This window comes from Parabacteroides sp. AF18-52 (assembly GCF_003479145.1).
Classification (GTDB): domain Bacteria; phylum Bacteroidota; class Bacteroidia; order Bacteroidales; family Tannerellaceae; genus Parabacteroides; species Parabacteroides faecis.
On the sequence record NZ_QUGR01000004.1, the window covers coordinates 312,359 to 336,617 of the forward strand.

Consider the following 24,259-nt stretch of genomic DNA (forward strand, 5'->3'; position numbering starts at 1 on the left):
GATTACATCAACGTGCTATAAATATACTCCATATCCACATGCTCCCTGACCAGTTCCGCTAATTTATCATATTGCTCTTCCTTGAATGCTGCATAATCGAACGGAGCCGAATCGGTTTCTTTGTTGAAACCTTCGGCTAGGTTGTCGAGCACCTCCGGGTTGTCGAGGATACCGTGCATGTAGCTTCCCCAACAACGGGCATTCAGGTAATAACCGTCTTTTCTTCCGTCTTCAAGCAACGCTACCGGACTTTCAGGGGCATTACCCAGGAGAGTTGTCTGTCCCATATGTATCTCATATCCTTTACAAGCCATCTGTGAACCGGAGCGGAACGTGAAACGGCTTTGCTTCGTTATCTTTTCCTGTTCGATAACAGTACATTGGGGGAGTAGTCCCAATCCCGGTACGGCAGGCAGGTTCCCTTCTATCCCTTCCGGATCTTCCAGACGGGCACCCATCATCTGGTAACCACCACAGATACCGATCACTTTTTTCCCTTTCTTGGCTGCACGTACAACGGCATCGGCTATGCCGTTGGCACGGATGCTTTGCAGGTCAGCAAGTGTATTTTTAGAGCCTGGCAACAGGATGATATCAGCTTTCTCTATTTCGTCTATATTACTTGTGTAGTAAGGATTGAAGCGTGGGTCCATGTCCAGTACGTCGAAATCTGTAAAGTTCGACATGCGTTTCAGCAGGATAATGGCGACATTGATCTTTCCATCCTGCCAGGTATTCGTTTTCATATCCAGCGCGACCGAATCTTCTTCTTCTATCTTGATATCGCGGAACCAGGGGATAACACCTACGACAGGTATTCCTGTCAATTCTTTCAATATCGTCCTGCCTTCCTCGAACAGCGATGCGTCTCCACGGAATTTATTGATGATGACCCCTTTCATCTGTGCCCGTTCCTCGGGTTTGAGCAGGGCGATCGTGCCGTAAACGGAACCGAATACGCCACCCCGGTCGATGTCGGCAACCAGATAGGTGGAGGCATCTGCCTGTATCGCCATCCGCATGTTGGTGATATCACGGTCGCGGAGATTCAGTTCGGAGATGCTGCCTGCCCCTTCCAATACGATCGGGTTATAGCGTGCTTCCAGACGTTTGAATGCTTCGATAGCCTCTCTGAAAAGGGCTTCTTTCTGATTCTGGACACCAAAATAGTCTTTGGCGGACATGTTGCCGACCGGACGGCCGTTCAAGACCACCTGCGAACTTTTGTCATTGGTCGGTTTCAGCAAAACCGGGTTCATATCCGTATGCGGGGCAATGCCGCATGCCTCCGCCTGTACCACCTGGGCACGACCCATTTCGCCCCCTTCTGGGGTGGAGAAAGAGTTCAACGACATATTCTGCGCCTTGAATGGAGCAGGTTGATATCCGTCTTGTTTAAAGATACGGCAGAAGGCTGCGTTGATCACACTCTTTCCTGCATCGGAACAAGTGCCAACGAACATGATCGGTTTCAAGTGCTGTTTCATAATGGCTGCAAAACTAATGAAAAAGCAGGATAGTTCTTATATTATTTTCTATATTTGCGTTTACTTATTTCTAAATTATATACGATTTAAATTAAATACCATGGAAAAACAGAAACAGAGCCAGCGGCTTCAGTCGCTGGATGCTTTACGGGGATTTGATATGTTCTTTATTATGGGAGGTGGTGCGCTGTTCGTTGCGCTGGCAACATGGATACCTACTCCTTTCTTTCAATCGATAGCGGATCAGATGAGCCATGCCAAATGGGGGGCGGGGTTTACGTTCGAGGATATTATCTTTCCGTTGTTTTTGTTTATTGCCGGTATTTCTTTTCCTTTTTCGCTGGAGAAACAGCGGGAGCGGGGAATGTCGGAGGCGGCTATCTATAAGAAGATCATCCGGCGTGGCATTACACTTGTGGTACTCGGATTCGTGTATAACGGATTACTCAATCTGAATTTTGAAACGCAACGGTATGCCAGCGTACTGGCCCGTATCGGTCTGGGATGGATGTTCGGTGCATTGATCTTTGTCAATACACGGACAATCACACGGGTATGGATCGTGGCGGCCATCCTGATAGGGTACTGGTTGTTGCTGTTCATTCCGGCACCCGACGGGAATGGGGCGGAGTTGTTTACACGTGAAGGAAATCTGGCTTGTTATATCGACCGCCTGCTGTTGCCGGGGCGTTTGCATGGAGGAAATTATGACCCGGAAGGCCTTCTGTCTACCTTACCGGCTGTCGGTACTGCTTTGCTGGGCATGTTTACCGGCGAATTCGTCAAACTCAGGAAAGAAGGGTTGAGCGAAAAGAAAAAGGTGGTGTATATGTTGGTGGCAGGCTGCTGCCTGTTGATAGTCGGACTGTTGTGGGGATTATTCTTTCCGATCAATAAATATTTATGGACCAGTTCGTTCGTTTGTACGGTGGGCGGTATCTCTGCTTTGTTGTTCGCCACCTTCTATTATATTGTCGATGTGAAAGAGTGCCGGGGATGGACACTTTTCTTTACGGTGATCGGAACGAACTCGATCACAATTTATCTGGCACAGGTATTTATCAACTTCACCTTTACTGCGAATGCAATTTTCGGAGGCTTTATCGGTTTGTTTCCTGAAACAGTCCAGCCTTTGCTGGGAGCGATGGCTTATATCGCCGTCTGCTGGGGATTCTTGTATTTCCTTTACCGTCAACGTATCTTCTTAAAAGTCTAAAATAATTACAAATGGAAAAAACTACTTACAAGCGATTGGAGTCGCTTGATGCTTTACGCGGATTTGACCTTTTCTTTCTGGTCGCTTTGGGACCGCTTGCTCATTCGTTGGCGAGGGCCGCTGATGTGGGATGGTTGAACGATTGTATGTGGGCATTCGACCATGTACACTGGAAAGGTTTCTCTCCCTGGGATCTGATCATGCCGTTGTTCCTGTTTATGTCGGGGGCATCCATGCCTTTTGCCCTGTCACGTTTTAAAGGTGTTTCCGATAAAAAAGGACTTTTCCGGCGCCTGGGAAAACGTATCCTGTTGCTCTGGATATTCGGTATGATGTGCCAGGGGAATCTGCTGGGACTCGATCCGGATCGTATCTATCTATATTCAAATACATTGCAGTCGATCGCAGCCGGTTATCTGATCACGGCCGTGTTGTTCCTTTATACCAGCCGACGGACCCAGATCGGGGTGGCGGTAGCTTTGCTGCTTGTCTATTGGGCGGCGATGCAGTTTATCACGGTCGGTAGTTATGGCGGAGGCAACTATACGCCCGAAGGGAACCTGGCGGAATGGATAGACCGTGCCGTGCTGGGGCGTTTCCGCGATGGGGCGAAAATGGTGGACGGTGAAATCGTTTTTGCACCGTGGTATCATTATACATGGATTTTGAGTACCCTGAATTTTGGAGTGACGGTGCTGACTGGTCTGTTTGCCGGTTACATAGCCAAGGATAAAACGAGCGATATTTATAAACTGAAATGGTATTTTGGTGCAGGTGCCGTAATGGTTGCTGCCGGATGGTTATGGGGATTGCAGATGCCGGTGATCAAAACGATCTGGACCAGTTCGATGGTGTTGGTAAGTAGCGGCTATTGCTTCTTGCTGATGGGGTTGTTCTATTATCTGATAGACTATAAAGGATATAATAAGAATATCACCTGGCTGAAGGTATACGGAATGAATTCGATCTTGGCTTATATGCTGGCAAATGTCATTAATTTCAGCTGTCTGGGACAGTCCTTATTTTATGGCTTCGAACAATATCTGGGCAATTATTATTCCTTTTTGATCAGCTTGTCAAACGTATCAGTTATTTATGTAATTTTGTGGCTGCTATATAAACGTAATATATTTCTTAAAGTATAGAAAACACAAAATTAGGGAAAAGAGAAATGGAATCAATCAGACAGATATACCGGATTGGACACGGTCCGTCGAGTAGTCATACGATGGGGCCGATGCGTGCTGCACAGATGTTTCTGGAACGTAACAGAGGAGCCGTACGTTTTAACGTAACATTGTATGGTAGCCTTGCTGCTACAGGAAAAGGTCACATGACCGATGCCGCCATCCTGGAAGTGTTGCAACCGGTTGCCAAAACGAATATTACCTGGGAACCAAAAATATTCCTGCCGTTCCATCCGAACGGTATGTTGTTCGAATCGTTCAACGAGAAAGACGAAGAACTGGAATCATGGACAGTCTACAGTATCGGTGGCGGAACACTGGCGAATGAAAGTTTTAACGAGCTGAAGACGGCTCAGGTCTACGAGATGAGTACCATCAAGGATATACAGGCCTGGTGTGAAAAGACCGGACATTCTTACTGGGAATATGTGGAACAATGTGAGGGTCCTGAAATATGGGATTACCTGGCAGAAGTATGGGATGTGATGCAAAAGGCTGTGCAGAATGGTCTGGAAGCGGAAGGTATCCTGCCGGGTGGCCTGGGAATACGCCGGAAAGCGTCTGATTATCTGATACGTGCCAAAGGATACGGCAGCAGTATTAAGAGTCGTGGCATGGTTTATGCTTTTGCTCTGGCTGTTTCCGAAGAAAACGCTTGTGGCGGTAAGATCGTGACGGCTCCGACCTGTGGTTCCTGCGGGGTGATGCCTGCTGTATTATATCATCTGAAAGATACCCGCGAGTTCCGTGACTCCCGTATCCTGCGTGCATTGGCGACAGCGGGGTTGTTCGGCAATGTGGTACGTACGAATGCCTCCGTATCCGGGGCGGAGGTAGGTTGCCAGGGTGAAGTCGGAGTCGCTTGTGCGATGGCTGCCGGAGCTGCCAGCCAGTTGTTCGGCGGAACGCCTGCCCAGATCGAGTATGCTGCCGAAATGGGGTTAGAGCATCACCTGGGGTTGACCTGTGATCCGGTTTGCGGACTGGTGCAGATCCCGTGTATCGAACGTAATGCTTTTGCTGCGGCGCGTGCATTGGATGCGAATACATTCTCAAACTTCTCGGATGGAAAGCACCGGGTAAGTTTCGACCAGGTGGTAGAGGTGATGCGTCAGACCGGTAACGACCTGCCCAGCTTGTATAAGGAGACTTCCGAAGGCGGCCTGGCTAAAAAGTATGGCGATTAAGTGTATTAATATTAATTGTATATGAATAAAAGTTGTGTTATTGCTGTTTGTGCCGCAGCCTTGATGGCGGCTTGCGGACAACCGAAACAGCAGTCTGAAGAGGTGGCTACGAGTGGCAACCCTGTATTTGAAGGATGGTATGCAGATCCGGAAGGTATTATTTATGATGATACATACTGGATCTATCCAACCTGGAGCGATCTGTATGAGAATCAGACATTCTTCGACTGTTTCTCTTCTAAAGACCTTGTAAACTGGACGAAGCATTCTTCTATCCTGGATACGACCGAGGTGAAGTGGGCAAAGCGGGCTATGTGGGCACCGTCGGTTATCCGCAAGGATGGCAAGTATTATTTGTTCTTCGGTGCGAACGATGTGCATGAAGGGGAAATAGGTGGTATCGGTGTGGCTGTCAGCGACCGCCCTGAAGGTCCGTATAAGGATTTGCTGGGTAAGCCGTTAATCAACGAGATTGTGAACGGGGCGCAGCCTATCGATCAGTTTGTTTTCAAAGATGACGATAATCGTTATTATATGTATTACGGTGGTTGGGGACATTGTAATGTCGTACAACTGAACGACGACTTTACCGGATTGGTACCGTTTGAAGACGGAGAGATTTATAAAGAAGTGACTCCGGCTAATTATACCGAAGGACCATTTATGTTCCGGAAGAACGGTAAATATTATTTCATGTGGAGTGAAGGTGGTTGGGGTAATCCCGACTATTCGGTTGCGTATGCCATTTCTGATTCGCCTTTCGGACCGTTTAACCGGATAGCCAAGATTCTCCAGCAGGATTCGACGGTAGCGACCAGCGCCGGGCACCATTCTATTATGCATGTACCGAATTCGGAAGATTATTATATCGTTTACCACCGCCGTCCGCTGAACGATACGGCACGCGACCACCGTGCGACTTGTATCGACCGGATGACTTTCGATAAAGACGGATATATCAATCCGGTCAAGATGACCTTCGATGGCGTAGCGGAAAGAAAGATAAAATAGCTTTCTTCAATTGTATAAAATATATTAAAGTAAGGGTGCAATAGTTGCATCCTTATTTTTTTATATTACTTTTGACACATCTGTCAAACAAAAGTGTCAAACATATTTGACAGACAGTGTAGACAAATGAAGTAAAACTAGATATACAATGGGTACAGAAGAAGTAATCACAATGGAGAACCGGATCCTGGAAGCGGCAAAGCAAGTCTTTGTAAGGAAAGGATACGAAGCGACAAAGATGGGCGACGTGGCGGCCGAGGCCGGAATAGGGCGTACGGCTTTACATTATTATTATCGCACAAAAGATATGCTGTTCGATGCGATCTTCGACCAGTTGATGGACAGCCTGCTGCCTGACCTGGGAATTATTATCGATGAGAAGCTCCCTTTCCTGGAGAAGCTGCCTAAGATTATCGAACGATACGTAAATACGCTGCAGAGAAATCCTTTATTTCCAATTTTTGTTTTAAATGAGTTGCAGCGGGATCCGGAGCATATCTATCGTTCAGTGTTGAAAGACCTGCCGCGGGTAGAGCCGATCATGCATCTGCATACCCAGTTGATGGATGAAATGGAGAGAGGGCTGATAAAGAAAATGCCATTGTATTATATGGCGACAACCCTGATCAGCCTGTTGGTCTTCCCGATGCTGATACGGAATCCGGTTACCGCCATATTTATGAATGGCGATCCCGGGGAATACGATAAATTTCTGCAGGAACGTATCCCTTTTGTTACCGATATAATGATCCGGTTGCTGACTCCGGACGATCATACACAAAATAAATAAATACCTCTATGAAACGGATTTGTGTAATTCTATTCTTATGTTTACCCCTGCTACCGGGAATTGCGAAGGGGCAGGAGAAGATAACACTGGCGCAATGCTACGAATGGGCACGGGCTAATTATCCCCAGATACGCCAGTACGGGCTGATAGGGCAGACCGAGCAGTATAATCTGTCGAATGCCGTAAAAGGCTGGTTGCCTCAGGTGACGGTGAATGCGAAAGCTACTTATCAGAGCGATGTGACCAAACTCCCTTTTGATGCGGACAAGCTGTCGGCTGTCATGCCGGGACTGGAAATCCCGGCCTTGAGTAAAGACCAGTATCAGGTAGTAGCCGAACTGAACCAGAATATTTGGGATGGCGGCACGATCCATACTTCCCGCCAACTGACCAAAGCACAGGCTACAGCAGACCGGGAACAATTGGAAAGCGATCTCTATACGTTGAACGACCGGGTGAACCAGCTTTATTTCGGTTGTCTGCTCCAGGAGGAGTTGATCCGCCAGAATGTGTTGTTACAAAAAGAACTGCAGATCAATATCGATCGTATAACGGCGATGATGGCTAACGGGGTAGCCAACCAATCCGATCGCGAAAGCATGGAAGTGGAACTTCTGAATGCCCGCCAGAAAGAGATCGAGTTGAAAGCTTCCCGCGTTGCTTTCGGCAGGATGTTGAGTGCGATGATAGGAAAGCCTTATGATAAAGACCGGATTTTGGAGGTGCCGAACGTACCGGGTAATCCGTTATCGGGAGAAATAAACCGTCCTGAACTGAAGGCGTTGGATGCTAAAAGCTATTTGCTGGAGCTACAGAATAAACAGATCACGAGCGGTTTAATGCCCCGTATAGGTGCGTTTGTTCAGGGCGGATACGGCAGACCGGGATTGAATATGCTGGAGGATAGCTTTGATCCGTTCTATATAGCGGGGGTACGCCTTTCCTGGAATATGGGTAAACTATATACATTGAAGAACGACCGCCGTAAAGTCGCTACGACATTGCAGCAGGTGGAAGTTCAACGTGAGACATTCCTCTTTAATACCTCGCTTGAGCTGATGCAGCAAAACACGGAGATACAGAAGATATCCGACCTGATGAAGGCAGACGATGAAATAATCCGCCTGTGCACCAGTATCAAGAATGCTGCGGAGGTGAAACTGGAGAATGGGGTCATCTCCGTTACCGACCTGATCCGTGAGATCAATGCGGAAGATATGGCGAAGCAGACGGCGGCAGCCCATCGTATCCAGCACCTGAATGCTGTCTATAATTATATGTACACGACGAATAATGAATAATCAAAAAGAATCATGAAAAGTAATATGAAACGATTGAGTTCTTATACCTTGATAGCAACCGCATTATTGGGCCTGGCTGCATGTAACCGGGGAGATGGCAACTTCGATGCGACCGGTACGTTTGAGGCGACGGAGATCCTGGTGTCTTCCGAGGCTAACGGGAAGATCATGGAACTGAATATAGAGGAAGGCGACCGGTTGGATGCCGGAGCAATGGTGGGATATATCGACAGTACCCAGTTATATTTGAAGAAGATGCAGCTTTCGGCGGGCTTACGCTCCGTTGATATCCGTAAACCGGATATCCGCAAACAGATCGCAGCTCTGGAACAGCAGATCGCTACCGCCCGTACGGAGCAGCAGCGAATGGAGAACCTGGTAAAGGCAAAAGCGGGTAACCAGAAGCAGGTGGATGACATTGTAAACAATATCAAATATCTGCAGAAACAACTCGATGCACAATATTCTACCCTGAACAAAACGACCGGGGGAGCTGATGCCGAAGCCGAAAGCATCCTTTATCAGATCATGCAACTGGACGACCAATTACAGAAAAGCCGTATCGTAACTCCCCAGGCGGGAACGGTTCTCGTCAAATATGCAGAGCCGGGTGAAGTGACGGCTGCGGGCAAACCGCTGTATAAAATAGCGGATACCGATCTGCTTTACCTTCGGGCTTATATTACGGCCGATCAGCTTTCGACATTGAAACAAGGCCAGACAGTACGTGTCTTCGCTGATTACGGAGCGGATGAACAGCGTGAATATCCGGGAACGATTACTTGGATATCCGACAAATCGGAGTTCACGCCTAAAGGTATCCAGACGAAAGACGAACGTGCCAACCTGGTTTATGCCATCAAGATCGCTGTCAAGAATGACGGCTATCTCAAGATCGGGCAGTATGGCGAAACGGTGTTTAACTAATAAAGAACGGGATATGAACAACGAAGTGCGGATAGAGGGCATTTTCAAGAACTACGGCAATGTGGAGGCCTTGCAAGATATTTCCCTGGATATACATTCGGGCGAACTGTTCGGCCTGATCGGGCCGGATGGGGCGGGGAAGACGACTTTATTCCGTATCCTGACCACTTTATTACTGGCGGATAAGGGAAAAGCGACCGTCTGCGGATTGGATGTCGTTCGTGATTATAAGAAAATCCGTACAATGGTCGGTTATATGCCGGGACGTTTCTCTTTGTATCAGGACCTAACGGTGGAAGAGAACCTGAACTTCTTTGCAACGGTATTCAATACGACGATAGCCGAAAATTATGAACTGGTGCGCGACATCTATGTCCAGATAGAACCGTTCAAGAAACGGAAAGCCGGAAAACTCTCAGGAGGTATGAAGCAGAAACTGGCGTTAAGTTGTGCTTTGATCCATCGTCCGGAGGTGCTTTTCCTGGATGAGCCGACGACTGGTGTCGATCCGGTTTCCCGTGTGGAATTTTGGGATATGCTGGACCGTTTGAAGAAACAGGGTATTACCATCCTGGTCTCTACTCCTTATATGGATGAGGCTTCCCGTTGCGACCGCATTGCCTTGATGCGTTCCGGCCGATGCTTGTCCGTCGATACACCGGTAGGCATCCGTTCCTCTTTCGGCAGGCATCTGTGGACTGTACGGGCTTCGTCTATGTATAAACTGTTGGTAGATCTTCGGAGTTTTCCGGGCACTTATTCCTGCTATGCTTTTGGTGATGCGCATCATCTGACATTGAAGGAGGATGGACGTGAGATGGATGACTTGATGCAGTTCCTGAAAGGAAAAGGTTATACCGATGTGACCATAGAATCTGTTGAGCCAAGCGTGGAAGATTGCTTTATGGCATTGTGATTAGAAAGAGTTGAGTCAATGTTGCAATAATAGAAAAATATGAACTTTCATATAAATATATAATGAACGTAATAGAAACAAACAACCTGACTAAGAGTTTCGGAAGCTTTACGGCAGTCGACCATATTAGCTTTGAGGTGGGCGAAGGGGAGATATTCGGTTTCCTGGGTGCTAACGGCGCTGGGAAAACGACTGCTATGCGTATGCTTTGCGGACTGTCGACTCCTACTTCCGGTCAGGCTCGTGTTGCCGGTTTCGATGTCTATAAAGAGACGGAACAGATCAAACGCCATATCGGTTATATGAGCCAGAAGTTTTCTCTTTACGGTGATCTGAAAGTATGGGAGAATATCCGTTTGTATGGTGGCATTTACGGCCTGTCGGAGAAGAGGCTGGCGGAAAAGACGGATGAATTGCTTGCTGTGCTGGATCTGGAATCAGAACGGAATACGCTGGTCGATGCACTCCCTTTGGGATGGAAGCAGAAGCTGGCATTCTCCGTTGCTATCATCCATGAGCCTCGTGTCGTCTTTCTGGATGAACCGACCGGAGGTGTCGACCCGGTCACCCGCCGTCAGTTCTGGGAACTGATCTATCAGGCTGCCGAACGGAATATTACTGTTTTTGTCACGACCCATTATATGGACGAGGCCGAGTATTGTAACCGGGTTTCCATTATGGTGGACGGGAAGATCGAAGCGCTGGATAGTCCGGCTGCCCTGAAATCTTCTTTCCATGTCGATAATATGAATGACGTTTTCCATGCTCTGGCACGAAAAGCGAAAAGAGGAGAATAGTATGAAGCAATTTATATCTTTTATACAAAAGGAATTTTATCACATTTTCCGCGATAAACGGACGATGTTGATCATTTTGGTTATGCCTGTTGTCCAGATATTACTTTTCGGATATGCCATAACGACGGAAATCAAAAGCGTACCGATCGCCATATTCGACCAGAGCCGGGATGAGGTTACGACAAAGATCGGTGCCCATCTGGCGGCCAGCGAATATTTCGAGCTTTATAAGATGATAGATAATCTGTCCGAGGCCGAGTCCCTATTCAAGCAGGGTAAAGTGAAACTGGTCGTGGTCTTTCCTCCGCAGTATGCTTCTTCGCCTGATGCCGATGCCCAGCTTTTGGCGGATGCAACCGACCCGAATGAAGCAACCCAGTTGACTTCCTATGCAACGGCTGTTATTGCTTCTGCAAAGGCAGAGATACAAGGGCAACTATTGCAACCGGCTGAAAGGGCGGCGTTAATGCAAGCTGGTGTTACCCCCGTCACTCATCTGCTTTATAACCCGACGATGAAAGGGGCCTACAATTTTGTTCCCGGTGTGATGGGATTGATCCTGATATTGATCTGTGCCCTGATGACTTCGGTCGGTATCGTGAAGGAGAAAGAGATGGGGACGATGGAGATATTGCTGGTTTCTCCGATGAAGCCGGTTTATATTATCGTGGCAAAAGCGATACCTTATTTATTATTAAGTATAGTGAATGTGGCGACGATCCTCTTTTTGTCTTATTTTCTGCTCAAGGTGCCGATTGCCGGCAGTCTGGCTTTGCTGGTGGCTGTATCTATCCTGTATGCTTTGGTTTCTCTTTGCCTGGGGCTGCTGATCTCGACCATTGCCGATACGCAGCAGGCTGCTATGTTGATCAGTGCGATGGTACTGATGCTTCCGGTTATTCTGCTCAGTGGTATGGTTTTCCCGATAGAGAATATGCCCGATATATTACAATGGATCTCGAATATCGTACCGGCTAAATGGTATATCATCGCTGTGAAGGATATCATGATAAAAGGCCTGAGTGCCGGTGCTATCATGAAAGAGATGGGGATATTGTTGTTTATGGTAGTTTTTCTGGTGATACTGAGTGTGAAACGTTTTAAGATCCGTTTATAACAAGAAAGTTATGAGAACATTACGATATTTACTTGAGAAGGAGTTCAAACAGATCAAGCGCGACCGGTTCCTGCCGCGTATTATCTTTCTGGTTCCACTGATGCAGCTGATCATTCTGCCTTTTGCTGCGAATTTTGAAATGCGTAATATCAACCTGGGTGTGATAGACAACGATCATTCCGTCCTGTCTGCCCAGTTGGTCGAAAAGGTTGTGGCCTCAGGTTATTTCCGTCTGACGAATGTTTCAGACAGTTACGACCAGGGAATCACATCTATCGAAAGCAATGAATCGGATTTGCTGCTGGAAATACCGGTGAACTTCGAGCAACAACTGGGACGGGAAGGAGCGGTTGAAGTGCTGATCGCTGCCAATGCTGTGAACGGGACGAAAGGAGGGATGGGAAGCTCTTATCTCTCCCAGATCATTCAGGACTTTAATCAAGAGAAAGGTTTTACTTCCGGTTTACGATCCGGCGGAATACGTTCTACGAGTCTCTTTAACCCGCATCTGAATTATAAGAATTATATGGTTCCGGGTATCATGGTCTTTTTACTGACGATCATCGGAGGATTCCTTTCCGCCCTGAATATTGTCAGTGAAAAGGAAAAGGGGACGATCGAGCAGATCAATGTGACCCCGGTTCCCAAAACACTGTTCCTGCTCTCGAAACTGATCCCTTTCTGGGTCATCGGTTTTATTCTCCTGACAATCGGGGTTATTGTGGCCTGGATCGTTTACGGTTTGTTGCCTGTTGGTAATATCGGCATCATCTATTTGTTTGCGGCGGTTTACCTCATTGCCTTTACTGGTTTGGGATTGGCCATTTCCTCCATTTCTTCCACCCAGCAGCAGGCCATGTTTACGGCTTTCTTTTTTTTAATTATCTTTGCATTGCTGAGCGGTCTTTTTACACCTATTAGCAGTATGCCCCACTGGGCGCAACAAATAACCCTGTTCAATCCGGTGCGTTATTTTGTGGAAGTGATGCGTATGGTTTACCTGAAAGGTAGCCAGTTTGCTGATTTAACAGGGCATTTTGTGGTCGTATGTTTATTTGCTCTCTTCTTTAATGTTCTGGCTGTGGCTAGCTATAGGAAGAAATAATATGCTTTACAGCAGACTTAACCAATTTTTACACCAAATATGCACTTTATTAACGCTACTCTTTTATATTTGATTCAAATCTGAAACAATATTTCAAATATGGAAAGCGTTATTCCAAATATGGAAAAAGGTGAAGAGAATTATAAAGTGCCGAATCTGGAGAAAGGAATTGCGGTGCTTGAATATCTTTCGCTCCGTCCACAGGGTGAGACGCTGCAGGATATTAAAAGTAAGCTGGATATTTCCCAGACTACTGCATACCGTATTTTGAATACATTGGTTCGTTTGGATTATCTTAACTATAATGAAGATACGAAGCGCTACAAGTTGTCGCGAAAATTGCTAACTTTGGGTTTCAGATCGTTGAATGAGCATAATTTGTTGGAGACAGTGCTGCCTTGTTTACGCGATTTACGCGATAAAGTAGGGGAGACTGCCTGCTTTGGTGTACTAGGAGATCAAAAGGGTATTTTTATAGAACAGGCACAGGGACATCATACGTTCCGTTTTGTATTATCACCGGGAAAACCATTTGAGCTGCATTGTTCAGCACCCGGTAAAGCGATTATGGCTTATCTGCCAAACACGGTCCGCGACCGTTATCTGTCGTATATGGCATTTGAGAAATATAACTCGCGGACAATTACTACCCGGGAAGCCTATCTGGAGGAATTGGAAAAGGTCCGTAAGTTAGGTTATGCTATGGATAATGAAGAAGAATTGAATGGAGTGATATGTGTTGGTGCTCCTATTTTTAATTACACAGGATATCCTTGTGGGGCGATTTGGATATCCGGACCGAAAGACAGGTTGACGAAGGAAATATTCCGTTCGACGGTTGCGAGTATTAAGGAGGTGGCACAGAACATCTCGGGAGAATTAGGATATAGTAAAACACAAAAAAAATAACAACATACCATGAACACAAAGAAATACATATTAAAAACTTCATTGATGGCTTGTTTTGTCAGTTGTTGCGTCTCGTTTGCATCGGCAGACAATCCTCCGTTTTTTACAACCGATATTAAACTGAATGACAAAGGAGAAATGCTCCTGACGGAAAAAGGGTTGAAACGGGTGGATATTTTTTCTCCTGACGGTAAGTTGTTACGTTCTTTCCCGATGGATGAAACGCCGACCGGTATTCTGGTTGACGGTGATAAAGCCTATGTGACGACGTTTGAGAAGACTGGAAAACTACAGATCTTATTATTGGAATCAGGCCGGATAGAAGCTGCTATCCCAACAGGTTCCGGTGCTTGCCATCCGATGTTCGGACCGGACAAGAAGACTATTTATGTCTGTAACCAGTTTGATGACAGTGTATCGGAGATCGATCCGGTAAATCATAAGATACTGCGTACCGTAAAGGTGCTGCGCGAACCGAAATCTGCCGTATTCAGCAAAGACGGAAAATATATGTATGTGACAAATTTCCTTCCTGCACAGCGTGCGGACCTGGATTATGTGGCTGCCTGCGTTTCCGTAATCGAAATGAATGGTTTTACCAAAATAAAGGATATTAAGCTGGCTAACGGTAGTAATGCTTTGCGTGGTATTTGTATTACACCGGACGGAAAATATATTTATGTTTCCCATAATCTGGGACGTTTCGCCGTGCCGACTTCACAGTTGCAGCAGGGGTGGATGAATACGAGTGCATTCAGTGTGATCGATACGGAAAAGCAGGAGTTTGTCGGTGCTGTTGTTGTCGACGAACCGGAAAGAGGTGCTGCCGGTATCTGGAGTATCGACTGCAATGACGATCATATCTTTATTTCTCATTCAGGAACTCACGAAGTCAGTGTGATCGACCATCCGGCTTTGCGGGAGAAGTTTGAATCGTATCCTAATAAAGCGATGTTGGACTATGACTTGAACTTCCTGTATGGTATCCGCGAACGTGTTCCTTTGCAGGGTAACGGTCCGCGTTCGATGGTGCTTACCAATGAGAAGCTGATAGTTCCGACTTATTTTGCAGATGTTCTGAACGTAATGGATATAAATACACGGGAAATAACTTCTACGGAACTGAATCCGGGACGTACGGAATCTGACATCAATAAAGGAGAAAAATATTTCAATGATGCCTCTCACTGTTTCCAGAACTGGCAGAGTTGTAACGGTTGTCATCCGGGAGATGCCCGTACGGACGGTATGAACTGGGACCTGATGAATGACGGGGTTGGTAACTCCAAGAATTGCAAGAGTTTGTTATTTAGCCATGTGACACCGCCTAATATGATTTCCGGTATCCGTGCCCATGCAGAAATCGCTGTACGCGCAGGATATAATTTCATCCAGTTCTTCGATATTACGGAAGAGGATGCAGTCTGCGTGGACGAATATCTGAAATCGTTGCGTCCGGTGCCGAGCCCTCTTCTGGTAAATGGCGAACTGTCGGATTTGGCAAAAGAAGGACGTAAAGTATTTGAGAAACTGAAATGCGGCGAATGTCATAGCGGACCTTATTATACAGATATGAAATATCATCGTATCGGTGAGGATATTGAATTTGAAAAGGGATGGGATACTCCGACTTTAAGAGAAGTTTGGCGTACGGCTCCTTATCTATTCGATGGTCGTGCGGCTACAATGGGAGAAGTATTTGAAGTGCACAAACATGGAATCGATAAGAAAGTGTCCAAGAAAGATATTGAGGCTTTGGTTGAATATGTAAACTCACTCTAAAAGGAGGGATCGATGAATTATTGCGATAAGATAAACTATAACATTTATTCTACAGAAAAAGCGGGTTTTGAGGAAATGGTGGATAAACTGCTTGCTCAGTTGCCCCGTGATAAACAAATATTCAGGTTGGCCTTTTTCGGCACACCGAGTGATAATGAACAGTATGTTTCCCGTCGTATATTATTACGCGAGAAGGTACGTAAATATTATGGGAACCATGAGCCGGTATTGACTTATGTCTCTCAGCCGCCGTTGAACGGAGGGTTGTTGTTGGAAGCTCATATGTATACACCGGATGAAGGTGACCATATTACATATAAACATATCGGAACATTTCCGTATGTGTTGCTGGAAAATGGCAGTGGCCGTTTCCTGTTTGCCGGAGGTTTCCACGGTGATGTAATCAATTTTGGTATCGAACAGCAGTCGAAGGAAGTGTTCAAGCTGGTATCCGACCTGTTGAGAAAGGAAGGATTCCCGATCAACAGTATTATCCGTCAGTGGAATTATATCGAACAGATCACGAAGTTTGACGGTGAAGACCAGCATTACCAGATATTCAATAATGCCCGTAGCGACTATTACGCTATGACAACCTGGGAAAACGGATATCCGGCAGCAACGGGTATCGGTGCGAACCTGGGTGGTATATTGGTAGACTTGGATGCAGCTTTGTTCTCGAATCCGGATTGTTATACGACACCGATCGACAATAAGCTGCAGGTTGCTGCACATGCTTACTCCGACGGTGTGCTGGAAGCTGCCCATTGTAAGAAAACAACTCCGAAGTTCGAGCGTGCCAAGAGCATGACGTTCGGAGATCGTGAGTTGGTTTATATATCAGGTACGGCAGCCATTCGCGGCGAAGAAAGCCTGATAGGAGTGGGGCTGGAGCGCCAGCTTCATATCACGATGGAGAATATCGCGGAACTGATCGGTGAAGCGAAACTTAAAATGCTCCGGGTTTATCTAAAAGATAAATCTTTCTATGAAGAGTCTGAAAGACTTTTGAATGCGTATGAGTTGAACATCCCCATATCTTATATGTGGGCTGATGTTTGCCGGGATGAATTATTAATTGAGATTGAGGGAATAGCAGTGTTGTAATCCTGCCGGATCATGTTGACCGTTTAGCGAAAAATAGCAAATATTACTAACATAAATTAAAACAAAAATGAAAAAAGGATTAAGTATTAAATCAATGGCAGTGGGGCTATTATTAAGTTCCATGGTGGCATGTACCGGTAACAAGACAACGAGTGATGCAACTTGCTGTAATGGGGAAAACGGATGCACTGAACAATGCAAATGCAGTAACGATTCTAATTGTAAAAATAAAAAAGAAATGACTTATTCTAAGAAGTACACAAACGCCGACTTCTACAAAGACGGCAAATTCGATCAGCAAGTGGCTATCGAAGCAATGAAAGACATGTTCAAGTTCTATGATGTTCCTTTCACAGAACTGATGGCTAAAGACATGTGGGTAACCGACTTCGGTCTGGGTGACTTTGAAAACGTTGGTATGGGCGGTATTTTCTGGATCAACGATGCAGAACACGGATACTTTGCTCACGCTATCTATCTGCTTCCGGGACAGATGATCCCTGAACACGCTCACGTAAAAACCAAATTCCCTGCAAAACACGAATCATGGATGGTTGAAAAGGGATGGGTTTATAACTTCTCTGTAATCGGTGATGAAACTCCGAATGCTCCGGCAATCCCGGCTAGTCATGGTCCTATCAAGAGCAAAAACTTTGCAGTTCAGAAAGTAGGCGATGTTTTGCGTTTGAAAGAATTGGAATCATTCCACTTCATGATGGCTGGTCCGGAAGGTGCTATTGTTGACGAATGGGCATGTTATCATGATAACGATGGTCTTCGTTTTACAAATCCTAAGGCTTCTCTTTAATGATATTCAATCTTAGTTGTTATTACCTTATTTAAAAAGATACATGAATAAATATTTTTTATTGGTATCACTCTTTTTATCTACTTCCTTCCTTGTTTCGGCAGGTCCGAAACAAAAGAAGGTAGATACTTGGATTGATGCATCAATTAAAGCAAAAACGGAACTGCAGACCCAGCTTCAGAAGGCTAATATGCCTGTTATTTCCACCTGGAAGAAGCATAAGGAAAAAGCAGAACCTTTTGCTGTGGATTTGAAAGGCGTGGATAAGCTGGTGCTTATCACTGCCGGAGGTCCGGATGGTTCGGATTACGACCAGGCTGTTTGGGGTAACGCTCGTTTGATTAAGGCGGACGGTACTGCTGTTTGGTTGGATGAAGTTCCTTACGAATATGGTGTTGCCGGTTGGGCAAAGCCTAAAATGAATATTAACGCTTACGACCATGAGATCTTTATTGGTGGCAAGGAATACAAACACGGTGTTTTCTGTCATGCAAACGGTACATTGGTTTATCCGATAAAAGGTGAATATGTTCGCTTTGAAGCAGAAGTTGGTATCGACGATACTTCTTCCGGCGGTAGCGTTTATTTCCAGGCTTTGAACGTTGTTCCGAAATTTGTCGGCGACGAACTGATCGCTAAATATCCGGGACAGATCGGTATGCTGGGCGCTATGATGGACGGCTTGGATACCTGGTTGATCACTCCGGATGCTTCTGTTGAAAAACAAGCTGTAGAAGCAATGGTGGATAAGTTGAAAGACGGTTCTTATTATAAGAATGTCGTTCAGCAGATCGCTAATGAAAAAGAAGTGAATACCCAGATCCGTAAATATCTGGAATTGTTTGAAAAACTTCAGGATGTTTATGCATTGCAGGGTGACCTGGAATGGTTGAATATCGACGCTATCAAACTGGCATTTGCCGATATGAGCAAGCAGAAAGGTTTTGATGCTGCTAAATATCAGCCGATGTTGGATGAGTTGGTAAAACTCCAGCAGAAAGGTTTCAGCGGTATTTACAAAGGTGACGAACAAGCGATAACCGATGCCCGCAAAGCATTGGAAAACAAAAAGGCTATCCTGTTGGGTAATCCGCTGCTGGATGCCGACAAGATCGTTGCCGTTCGTTATAAATTAGGTTCAAGAGCACGTCAGGCAATGGCTCCGGATCTGGGAACACAGGCTAATAACTGGAGTAACCAGGAATCTGCACGCCGTAGCGGTTTCGATGCTGAGATTATCGAATTGACAGACCTGCGTGGTGATATGCAGATGAAGAGCATCTTCAAACCGATCGTTGCCGACGCTTCTATCGCTGACCTGAGATTGCACTGGAATGCCGACCGTGTGATGTTCACAACTTTAATGGGTGACAACGACAAACGTTGGAACGTATATGAAGTAAAACTGGACGGAACAGGTTGCAAGAAACTGGTAGAAAACGAAGAACCGGATCTGGAATTTTACGACGGTACTTATCTGCCGGACGGACGTATTATCGCTAACTCTAACATCGGTTATCAGGGTGTTCCTTGTGTAAGCGGTGATGACCCGGTAGGTAATATGGTTCTTTACACACCGGAATCAAAGGACCTGCGTCGTCTGACTTTCGACCAGGATGCTAACTGGAACCCGGTTGTTATGAACAACGGACGTGTTATGTACACTCGTTGGGAATATACCGACCTGACTCACTATTACTCTCGTATCGTTATGCACATGAATCCGGACGGAACAGAAAACAAGGCACTCTATGGTAGCGGTTCCATGTTCCCGAACAGTACATTCGATATCCAGCCGTTGCCAGGTCATGGATCTGCTTTCGTAGGTATCATTTCCGGTCACCACGGTGTAGCTCGTTCCGGTCGTCTGATCATCTTCGATCCGACAAAAGGACGTAAGAATGTTCAAGGTATGGTGCAGGAAATCCCTCACCGCAATCGTCAGATTGTTGAGCTGATCAAAGACGAACTGGTAAATGGCGTATGGCCGCAGTTCGTAAAACCGACTCCGTTGAATGACAAATATTTCCTGGTTGCTGCCAAATTGAATCCTCAGTCATTGTGGGGACTTTATCTGGTCGACATTTATGATAACGTAACTTGTCTGCAACAGGCAGAAGGCGAAGGTTACATCAGCCCGATCCTGGTGAAAGAAACAAAAACACCTCCGGCAATTCCTGATCGTGTGAAGCTGAATGAAAAAGAAGCTACTATCTTTATTCAGGATATTTATGAAGGTGAAGGTCTGCGCGGTATTCCTCGCGGAACAGTAAAAGAACTTCGTCTGCATGCTTATGAATATGCTTATGTGAAGACTCGTTCCGACCATAACTGGCATGGTATTCAGAGTGGTTGGGATATCAAACGTTTGTTAGGTACTGTACCTGTTGAAGAAGACGGTTCGGCTATCTTCAAGGTACCGGCTAATACTCCGATCTCTATCCAGCCGATCGACAAGGATGGTGTTGCTATCCAGTGGATGCGTAGTTGGGTAACCGGTCAGCCGGGTGAAGTGGTTTCTTGTATCGGTTGTCACGAAGACCAGAACCAGATTCCTATTCCTAAACGTGTGATCGCTTCTCAGAAAGCTGCTGCTCCTTTGAAAGCGCCTGTAGGTGGTGTTCGTTCATTCACCTTCGACCTGGAAGTTCAGCCGATCCTGGATCGTGCTTGTATCGCTTGTCACAATGGCGAAGGCAAAGCATTCGACCTGCGTGGTGGTAAGAAAGACAGACTGGGTTATGGTACTTCTTATCTGAATATCCATCCGTACGTACACCGTCAGGGTGGTGAAGGTGATATGGTTGTTCTTCAGCCGTATGAATATCATCCGAACACCAGCGAATTGGTTCGTATCCTGAAGAAGGGTCACCATAACGTGAAACTGACAGACGAAGAATGGTTGAAACTGTATAACTGGATCGACTATAACGCTCCTGATAAAGGTTACTTCGATGCCAACGTTCTGGGTAAGGAAATCATTCCGTACCAGGGATTCGATCAGATCGAACGTCGTAAAGAACTGACAGACAAGTATGCTAACGGTATGGGTGTAGACTGGAAGAAGGAAATCGCTGACTATGCTTCTTATTTGAAAGCACAAGGTCCGATCACTCCGGTTATGCCTGAAAAAGCAGCTCCTGTAAAGGTGAAAGAAGTGAAAGCGAAAGGATGGCCGTTCGACAAGGCAGCTATCAAAGACATGCTTGCTAAGGAAACCAGCAACCGTAAAGAGATCGAAATCGCTCCGGGTGTGAAGATCAACTTCGTTCGTATCCCTGCAGGTGAATTCGTAATGGGTAGCTATAACGGCGAATCGGATGCTTATCCTACAGCTAAGGTAAAGATCGACAAACCGTTCTGGATGGGTGAAATGGAAGTAACCAACCAGCAGTTTGGTGTTATTTATCCTGAACACGACAGCCGTTTCGTTGACCAGTTGTGGAAAGACCACGTACACCAGGGTTATCCGGCTAACGAGCCGAATCAACCGGTTATCCGTGTAAGCTACAACGACGCTATGGAATATTGCAAGCAACTGAGCGAAAAGACAGGCTTGAACATTACGCTTCCGACAGAAGCACAATGGGAATGGGCTTGCCGCGCAGGTAGCGATAGCGATTTCTGGTATGGCGATATGAATACTGACTTCGGTAAATATGAAAACCTGGCTGACAAGACAACGTTGTTGTTTGCTGTTAGCGGTATCGACCCGCAACCTATGTCTCCGAACTCTATGTGGTATAAGTACTATACTTATCTGCCGAAAGAAGAAGGTGTAGACGACGGACAGTTGATCCAGACAGGTGAAAAGGTTTACGAAGCCAATCCGTTCGGTTTGTATAACATGCACGGTAATGTTTCAGAATGGACCCGTTCAGATTATGTGCCTTATCCTTATAATCCGAAGACTAAACTTACTTCAGATCATAAAGTGGTTCGTGGTGGTTCATACATCGAACGTCCGAAATTCTCTACAGCTTATGCACGTAAAGCATACTATCCGTATCAGCGTGTATTTAACGTAGGTTTCCGCGTAATAATCGAAGACTAATCCCTGAGATATGTCCTAGATATAGATAAAATCTATTAGGTGGCCCCGGTGTGGCCGGGGTCACTTAATTGAAATTTCTTATCTTTGGCGGCATAACTTAATTAAAACAACAAATGAAAGCAACTCTTGAAAGAATACTCTCTTCCTTTGTAACAACAATCGTTTTGTTACTTCTTTATGGTTTTGGTCTGGCTGTCGCCACTTTTATTGAAAAGTATCATGGTACGGCTGCTGCCAAAGCGATGATCTATTATTCCCCTTTATTCTTTTTGTTGCAATTTCTTCTGGTGGTTAATTTTCTTGTCATAGCTATTAAGTACCAGTATCTAAAACTCCGCAGATGGGGGTTGATGCTCGTTCATACCTCCTTTATTATTATCCTTCTTGGAGCCCTTGCTTCTTTCCAGTTCGGCGAAGAGGGAATCCTTCATATCCGCGAAGGAGAATCGACTGATCAGATGGCGGTCCGCCAGGGCGATCTGACCACTTTCCATACCTTACCTTTCACTGTAGAACTGAAAAAATTTACTTTGACCCGTTATCCCGGTTCATCCAGCCCGTCTTCTTATGAAAGCGAATTAGTGGTGCGTGTAGACGGTCAGACACGTCGCGAACGGGTATTTATGAATAATGTATTAGATATAAAAGGGTACCGTCTCTTCCAGGCTTCTTACGATCCGGATGAACAGGGAACCGTACTTTCCGTCAATCGCGATGTAGCCGGACGGAACATAACGTATACCGGTTACCTGTTGTTGGTGATCGGACTTATTATTTCATTGGTAGGGAAGAATTCCCGCTTTATGACGTTGAGCCGTCGCTTAAAAGAATTACGTTCTGTTGCACAATCGGCAACAATGATCCTTGCGTTACTGACCCTGTCGGTATCAGTGAATGCAAAAGAAGAAACTTCGCCCATGCTGGATGCCGTGCAGAAATATACGGTATCTCCTGAACATGCGGCAAAATTCGGGGCATTGCCCATTCAGTCCCATAGCGGACGTATGATGCCTATCAATACATTCTCTTCGGAGATCTTGCGTAAACTACATAAAGCAGATAAGATCGGTAAATTGGATTCCGATCAGTTCCTGTTGAGCCTGTTGGCTATGCCGGATATGTGGATGCGTGTACCTTTCATCGCTTTATCCAATCCGGAACTGGCAAATTATTATGATCTGACAGACGGTGAATGTGCTTATCTGCAGGTGTTCGATAACAATGGCGATTATAAATTGCAGGAAAAGTTGGAAGAGGCATATAACAAGATGCCTGCCCAGCGTACCCGTTTCGATAAAGACTTGCTTAAACTGGATGAGCAGATCAATATATTCCACCAGCTGATCAATTACCAGATGTTGAATCTTTTCCCGAAAGAGGATGATCCTAATCACAAATGGTATGCGGCCGGTGACGACCTCTCTGCATTTACAGGAAAAGATTCCATGTTCGTTTCCCGTATTATGGGATGGTATCTGGCGGAAGTGCAGGATGCTTTGCAGAAAGGCGACTGGTCGAAGGCCGACGAGGTGGTCGATATGATCGGTACGTATCAGCAGGCAAAAAATAAGACACTCGATATCTCGGCTAAAAGGATTGAAGCCGAGCTTAAGTATAACAAGATGGATATATTCCGTCAGTGTAAGATCGGTTATCTGATTTTGGGTGGTTTGTTACTGGTCCTTTCGTTCGTTATGCTGTTCAAGCAGCAGAAGTGGATGAAATTCGGTATCTGGATATTGGGGGTAGGCGTGTTGCTCGTGTTCCTTTACCATATGTATGGAATGGGAATGCGCTGGTATATCGGCGGATATGCTCCGTGGAGTAATTCGTACGAAACAATGGTGTATGTGGCCTGGGCAACTGTCCTGGCTGGTTTGTTGTTCGTACGTCGTAGTACGGTGACCTTTGCATTGGCTACTTTGTTCGGTGGAATTATCCTGTTCGTTTCCGGACTGAACTGGATGGACCCGGAGATCAACCCGCTGGTTCCCGTATTGAAATCGCCGTGGTTGATGTTCCATGTGGCTGTTATTGTAGCTGCATACGGTTTCTTCGGTATCAGCTGCCTGATCGGACTGACCAATCTGGTGCTGACAAGTATTGCCGGAAAGAAAAATACAGCCTTGTTGAAAGCCCGTATCAAAGAGTTGACCATCGTAAACGAAATGGCACTTTGGGTCGGTCTGGCTTTGATGACGATCGGAACCTTCCTGGGAGCTGTCTGGGCGAATGAATCGTGGGGACGTTACTGGGGATGGGACCCGAAAGAAACCTGGGCGCTGATCACGATGGTAGTGTATGCAGTCGTTACTCACCTGCATCTGGTGAAACGCTGGTGTAGTGACTGGCTGTTCAACCTTTGTTCGGTGGTGGCTTTCTCTTCTGTTCTGATGACATTCTTCGGAGTGAATTATTTCCTGAGTGGAATGCACTCATACGGACAGAACGATAATGTACACGGAATCTTTACATATCTCTATATAGCCGGGGTCGTAGTGGTGATCCTGGGGATCTTATCGAGGATCGGATATAATAAAATAAAGGGAAATGAATGA

Annotated in this window: 18 protein-coding genes; 17 read left to right on the forward strand and 1 reads right to left on the reverse strand. The window is 45.9% G+C overall.

The annotated features are described in order from the left end of the window. Nucleotides 1-2: 2 nt before the first annotated feature. Nucleotides 3-1,487: a cobyric acid synthase gene (locus DWX23_RS09835; RefSeq protein WP_122352501.1), complete on the reverse strand. Its 1,485-nt coding sequence runs from the start codon at nt 1,485-1,487 to the stop codon at nt 3-5. A 100-nt stretch (nt 1,488-1,587) separates the two neighbouring features. On the opposite strand from DWX23_RS09835, the gene DWX23_RS09840 reads away from it, so the two are divergent. From DWX23_RS09840 to ccsA, 17 genes are all read left to right on the forward strand, one after another. Then, nucleotides 1,588-2,703, forward strand: coding sequence for an acyltransferase family protein (locus DWX23_RS09840; RefSeq protein WP_122374424.1), 1,116 nt, complete (start codon nt 1,588-1,590; stop codon nt 2,701-2,703). Between the two features lie 11 nt (nt 2,704-2,714). Further along, entirely contained in the window at nt 2,715-3,848 is a 1,134-nt protein-coding gene (locus DWX23_RS09845; RefSeq protein ID WP_122374351.1) for an acyltransferase family protein, read from the forward strand. Nucleotides 3,849-3,874: 26 nt separating this feature from the next. Beyond that, nucleotides 3,875-5,077: an L-serine ammonia-lyase gene (locus DWX23_RS09850; RefSeq protein ID WP_122352505.1), complete on the forward strand. Its 1,203-nt coding sequence runs from the start codon at nt 3,875-3,877 to the stop codon at nt 5,075-5,077. Between the two features lie 63 nt (nt 5,078-5,140). Then, nucleotides 5,141-6,088: a glycoside hydrolase family 43 protein gene (locus DWX23_RS09855; protein ID WP_233587572.1), complete on the forward strand. Its 948-nt coding sequence runs from the start codon at nt 5,141-5,143 to the stop codon at nt 6,086-6,088. 148 nt (nt 6,089-6,236) lie between these two features. Then, the gene (locus tag DWX23_RS09860) at nt 6,237-6,878 is read left to right on the forward strand and encodes a TetR/AcrR family transcriptional regulator (protein ID WP_122374353.1); all 642 of its coding nucleotides are present in this window, start codon (nt 6,237-6,239) and stop codon (nt 6,876-6,878) included. 8 nt (nt 6,879-6,886) lie between these two features. Further along, the gene (locus tag DWX23_RS09865) at nt 6,887-8,179 is read left to right on the forward strand and encodes a TolC family protein (protein WP_122374354.1); all 1,293 of its coding nucleotides are present in this window, start codon (nt 6,887-6,889) and stop codon (nt 8,177-8,179) included. A 12-nt stretch (nt 8,180-8,191) separates the two neighbouring features. Then, nucleotides 8,192-9,106 (forward strand): HlyD family secretion protein, encoded by a 915-nt coding sequence (locus DWX23_RS09870; RefSeq protein ID WP_122374355.1) that lies wholly within the window; start codon nt 8,192-8,194, stop codon nt 9,104-9,106. A 13-nt stretch (nt 9,107-9,119) separates the two neighbouring features. Then, nucleotides 9,120-10,022, forward strand: a complete 903-nt coding sequence (locus DWX23_RS09875; protein WP_122374356.1) for an ABC transporter ATP-binding protein — start codon at nt 9,120-9,122, stop codon at nt 10,020-10,022. Between the two features lie 62 nt (nt 10,023-10,084). Beyond that, nucleotides 10,085-10,819: an ABC transporter ATP-binding protein gene (locus tag DWX23_RS09880; RefSeq protein WP_122374357.1), complete on the forward strand. Its 735-nt coding sequence runs from the start codon at nt 10,085-10,087 to the stop codon at nt 10,817-10,819. A gap of 1 nt (nt 10,820) precedes the next feature. Then, entirely contained in the window at nt 10,821-11,936 is a 1,116-nt protein-coding gene (locus tag DWX23_RS09885) for an ABC transporter permease (RefSeq protein ID WP_122374358.1), read from the forward strand. 10 nt (nt 11,937-11,946) lie between these two features. Then, entirely contained in the window at nt 11,947-13,041 is a 1,095-nt protein-coding gene (locus DWX23_RS09890) for an ABC transporter permease (RefSeq protein ID WP_122374359.1), read from the forward strand. Nucleotides 13,042-13,140: 99 nt separating this feature from the next. Further along, complete coding sequence (locus tag DWX23_RS09895; RefSeq protein ID WP_122374360.1) at nt 13,141-13,950, forward strand: IclR family transcriptional regulator; 810 nt, start codon at nt 13,141-13,143, stop codon at nt 13,948-13,950. A gap of 9 nt (nt 13,951-13,959) precedes the next feature. After that, nucleotides 13,960-15,732 (forward strand): YncE family protein, encoded by a 1,773-nt coding sequence (locus DWX23_RS09900; protein ID WP_122374361.1) that lies wholly within the window; start codon nt 13,960-13,962, stop codon nt 15,730-15,732. Between the two features lie 12 nt (nt 15,733-15,744). Further along, the gene (locus DWX23_RS09905) at nt 15,745-16,839 is read left to right on the forward strand and encodes an endoribonuclease L-PSP (RefSeq protein WP_122352516.1); all 1,095 of its coding nucleotides are present in this window, start codon (nt 15,745-15,747) and stop codon (nt 16,837-16,839) included. A gap of 67 nt (nt 16,840-16,906) precedes the next feature. After that, on the forward strand, nt 16,907-17,647 hold the full coding sequence (locus DWX23_RS09910; protein ID WP_122352517.1) for a hypothetical protein: 741 nt from the start codon (nt 16,907-16,909) through the stop codon (nt 17,645-17,647). Nucleotides 17,648-17,690: 43 nt separating this feature from the next. Next, nucleotides 17,691-21,701: an SUMF1/EgtB/PvdO family nonheme iron enzyme gene (locus tag DWX23_RS09915; RefSeq protein ID WP_122374362.1), complete on the forward strand. Its 4,011-nt coding sequence runs from the start codon at nt 17,691-17,693 to the stop codon at nt 21,699-21,701. 113 nt (nt 21,702-21,814) lie between these two features. Continuing rightward, on the forward strand, nt 21,815-24,259 hold the full coding sequence (gene ccsA / locus DWX23_RS09920) for a cytochrome c biogenesis protein CcsA (RefSeq protein WP_122374363.1): 2,445 nt from the start codon (nt 21,815-21,817) through the stop codon (nt 24,257-24,259).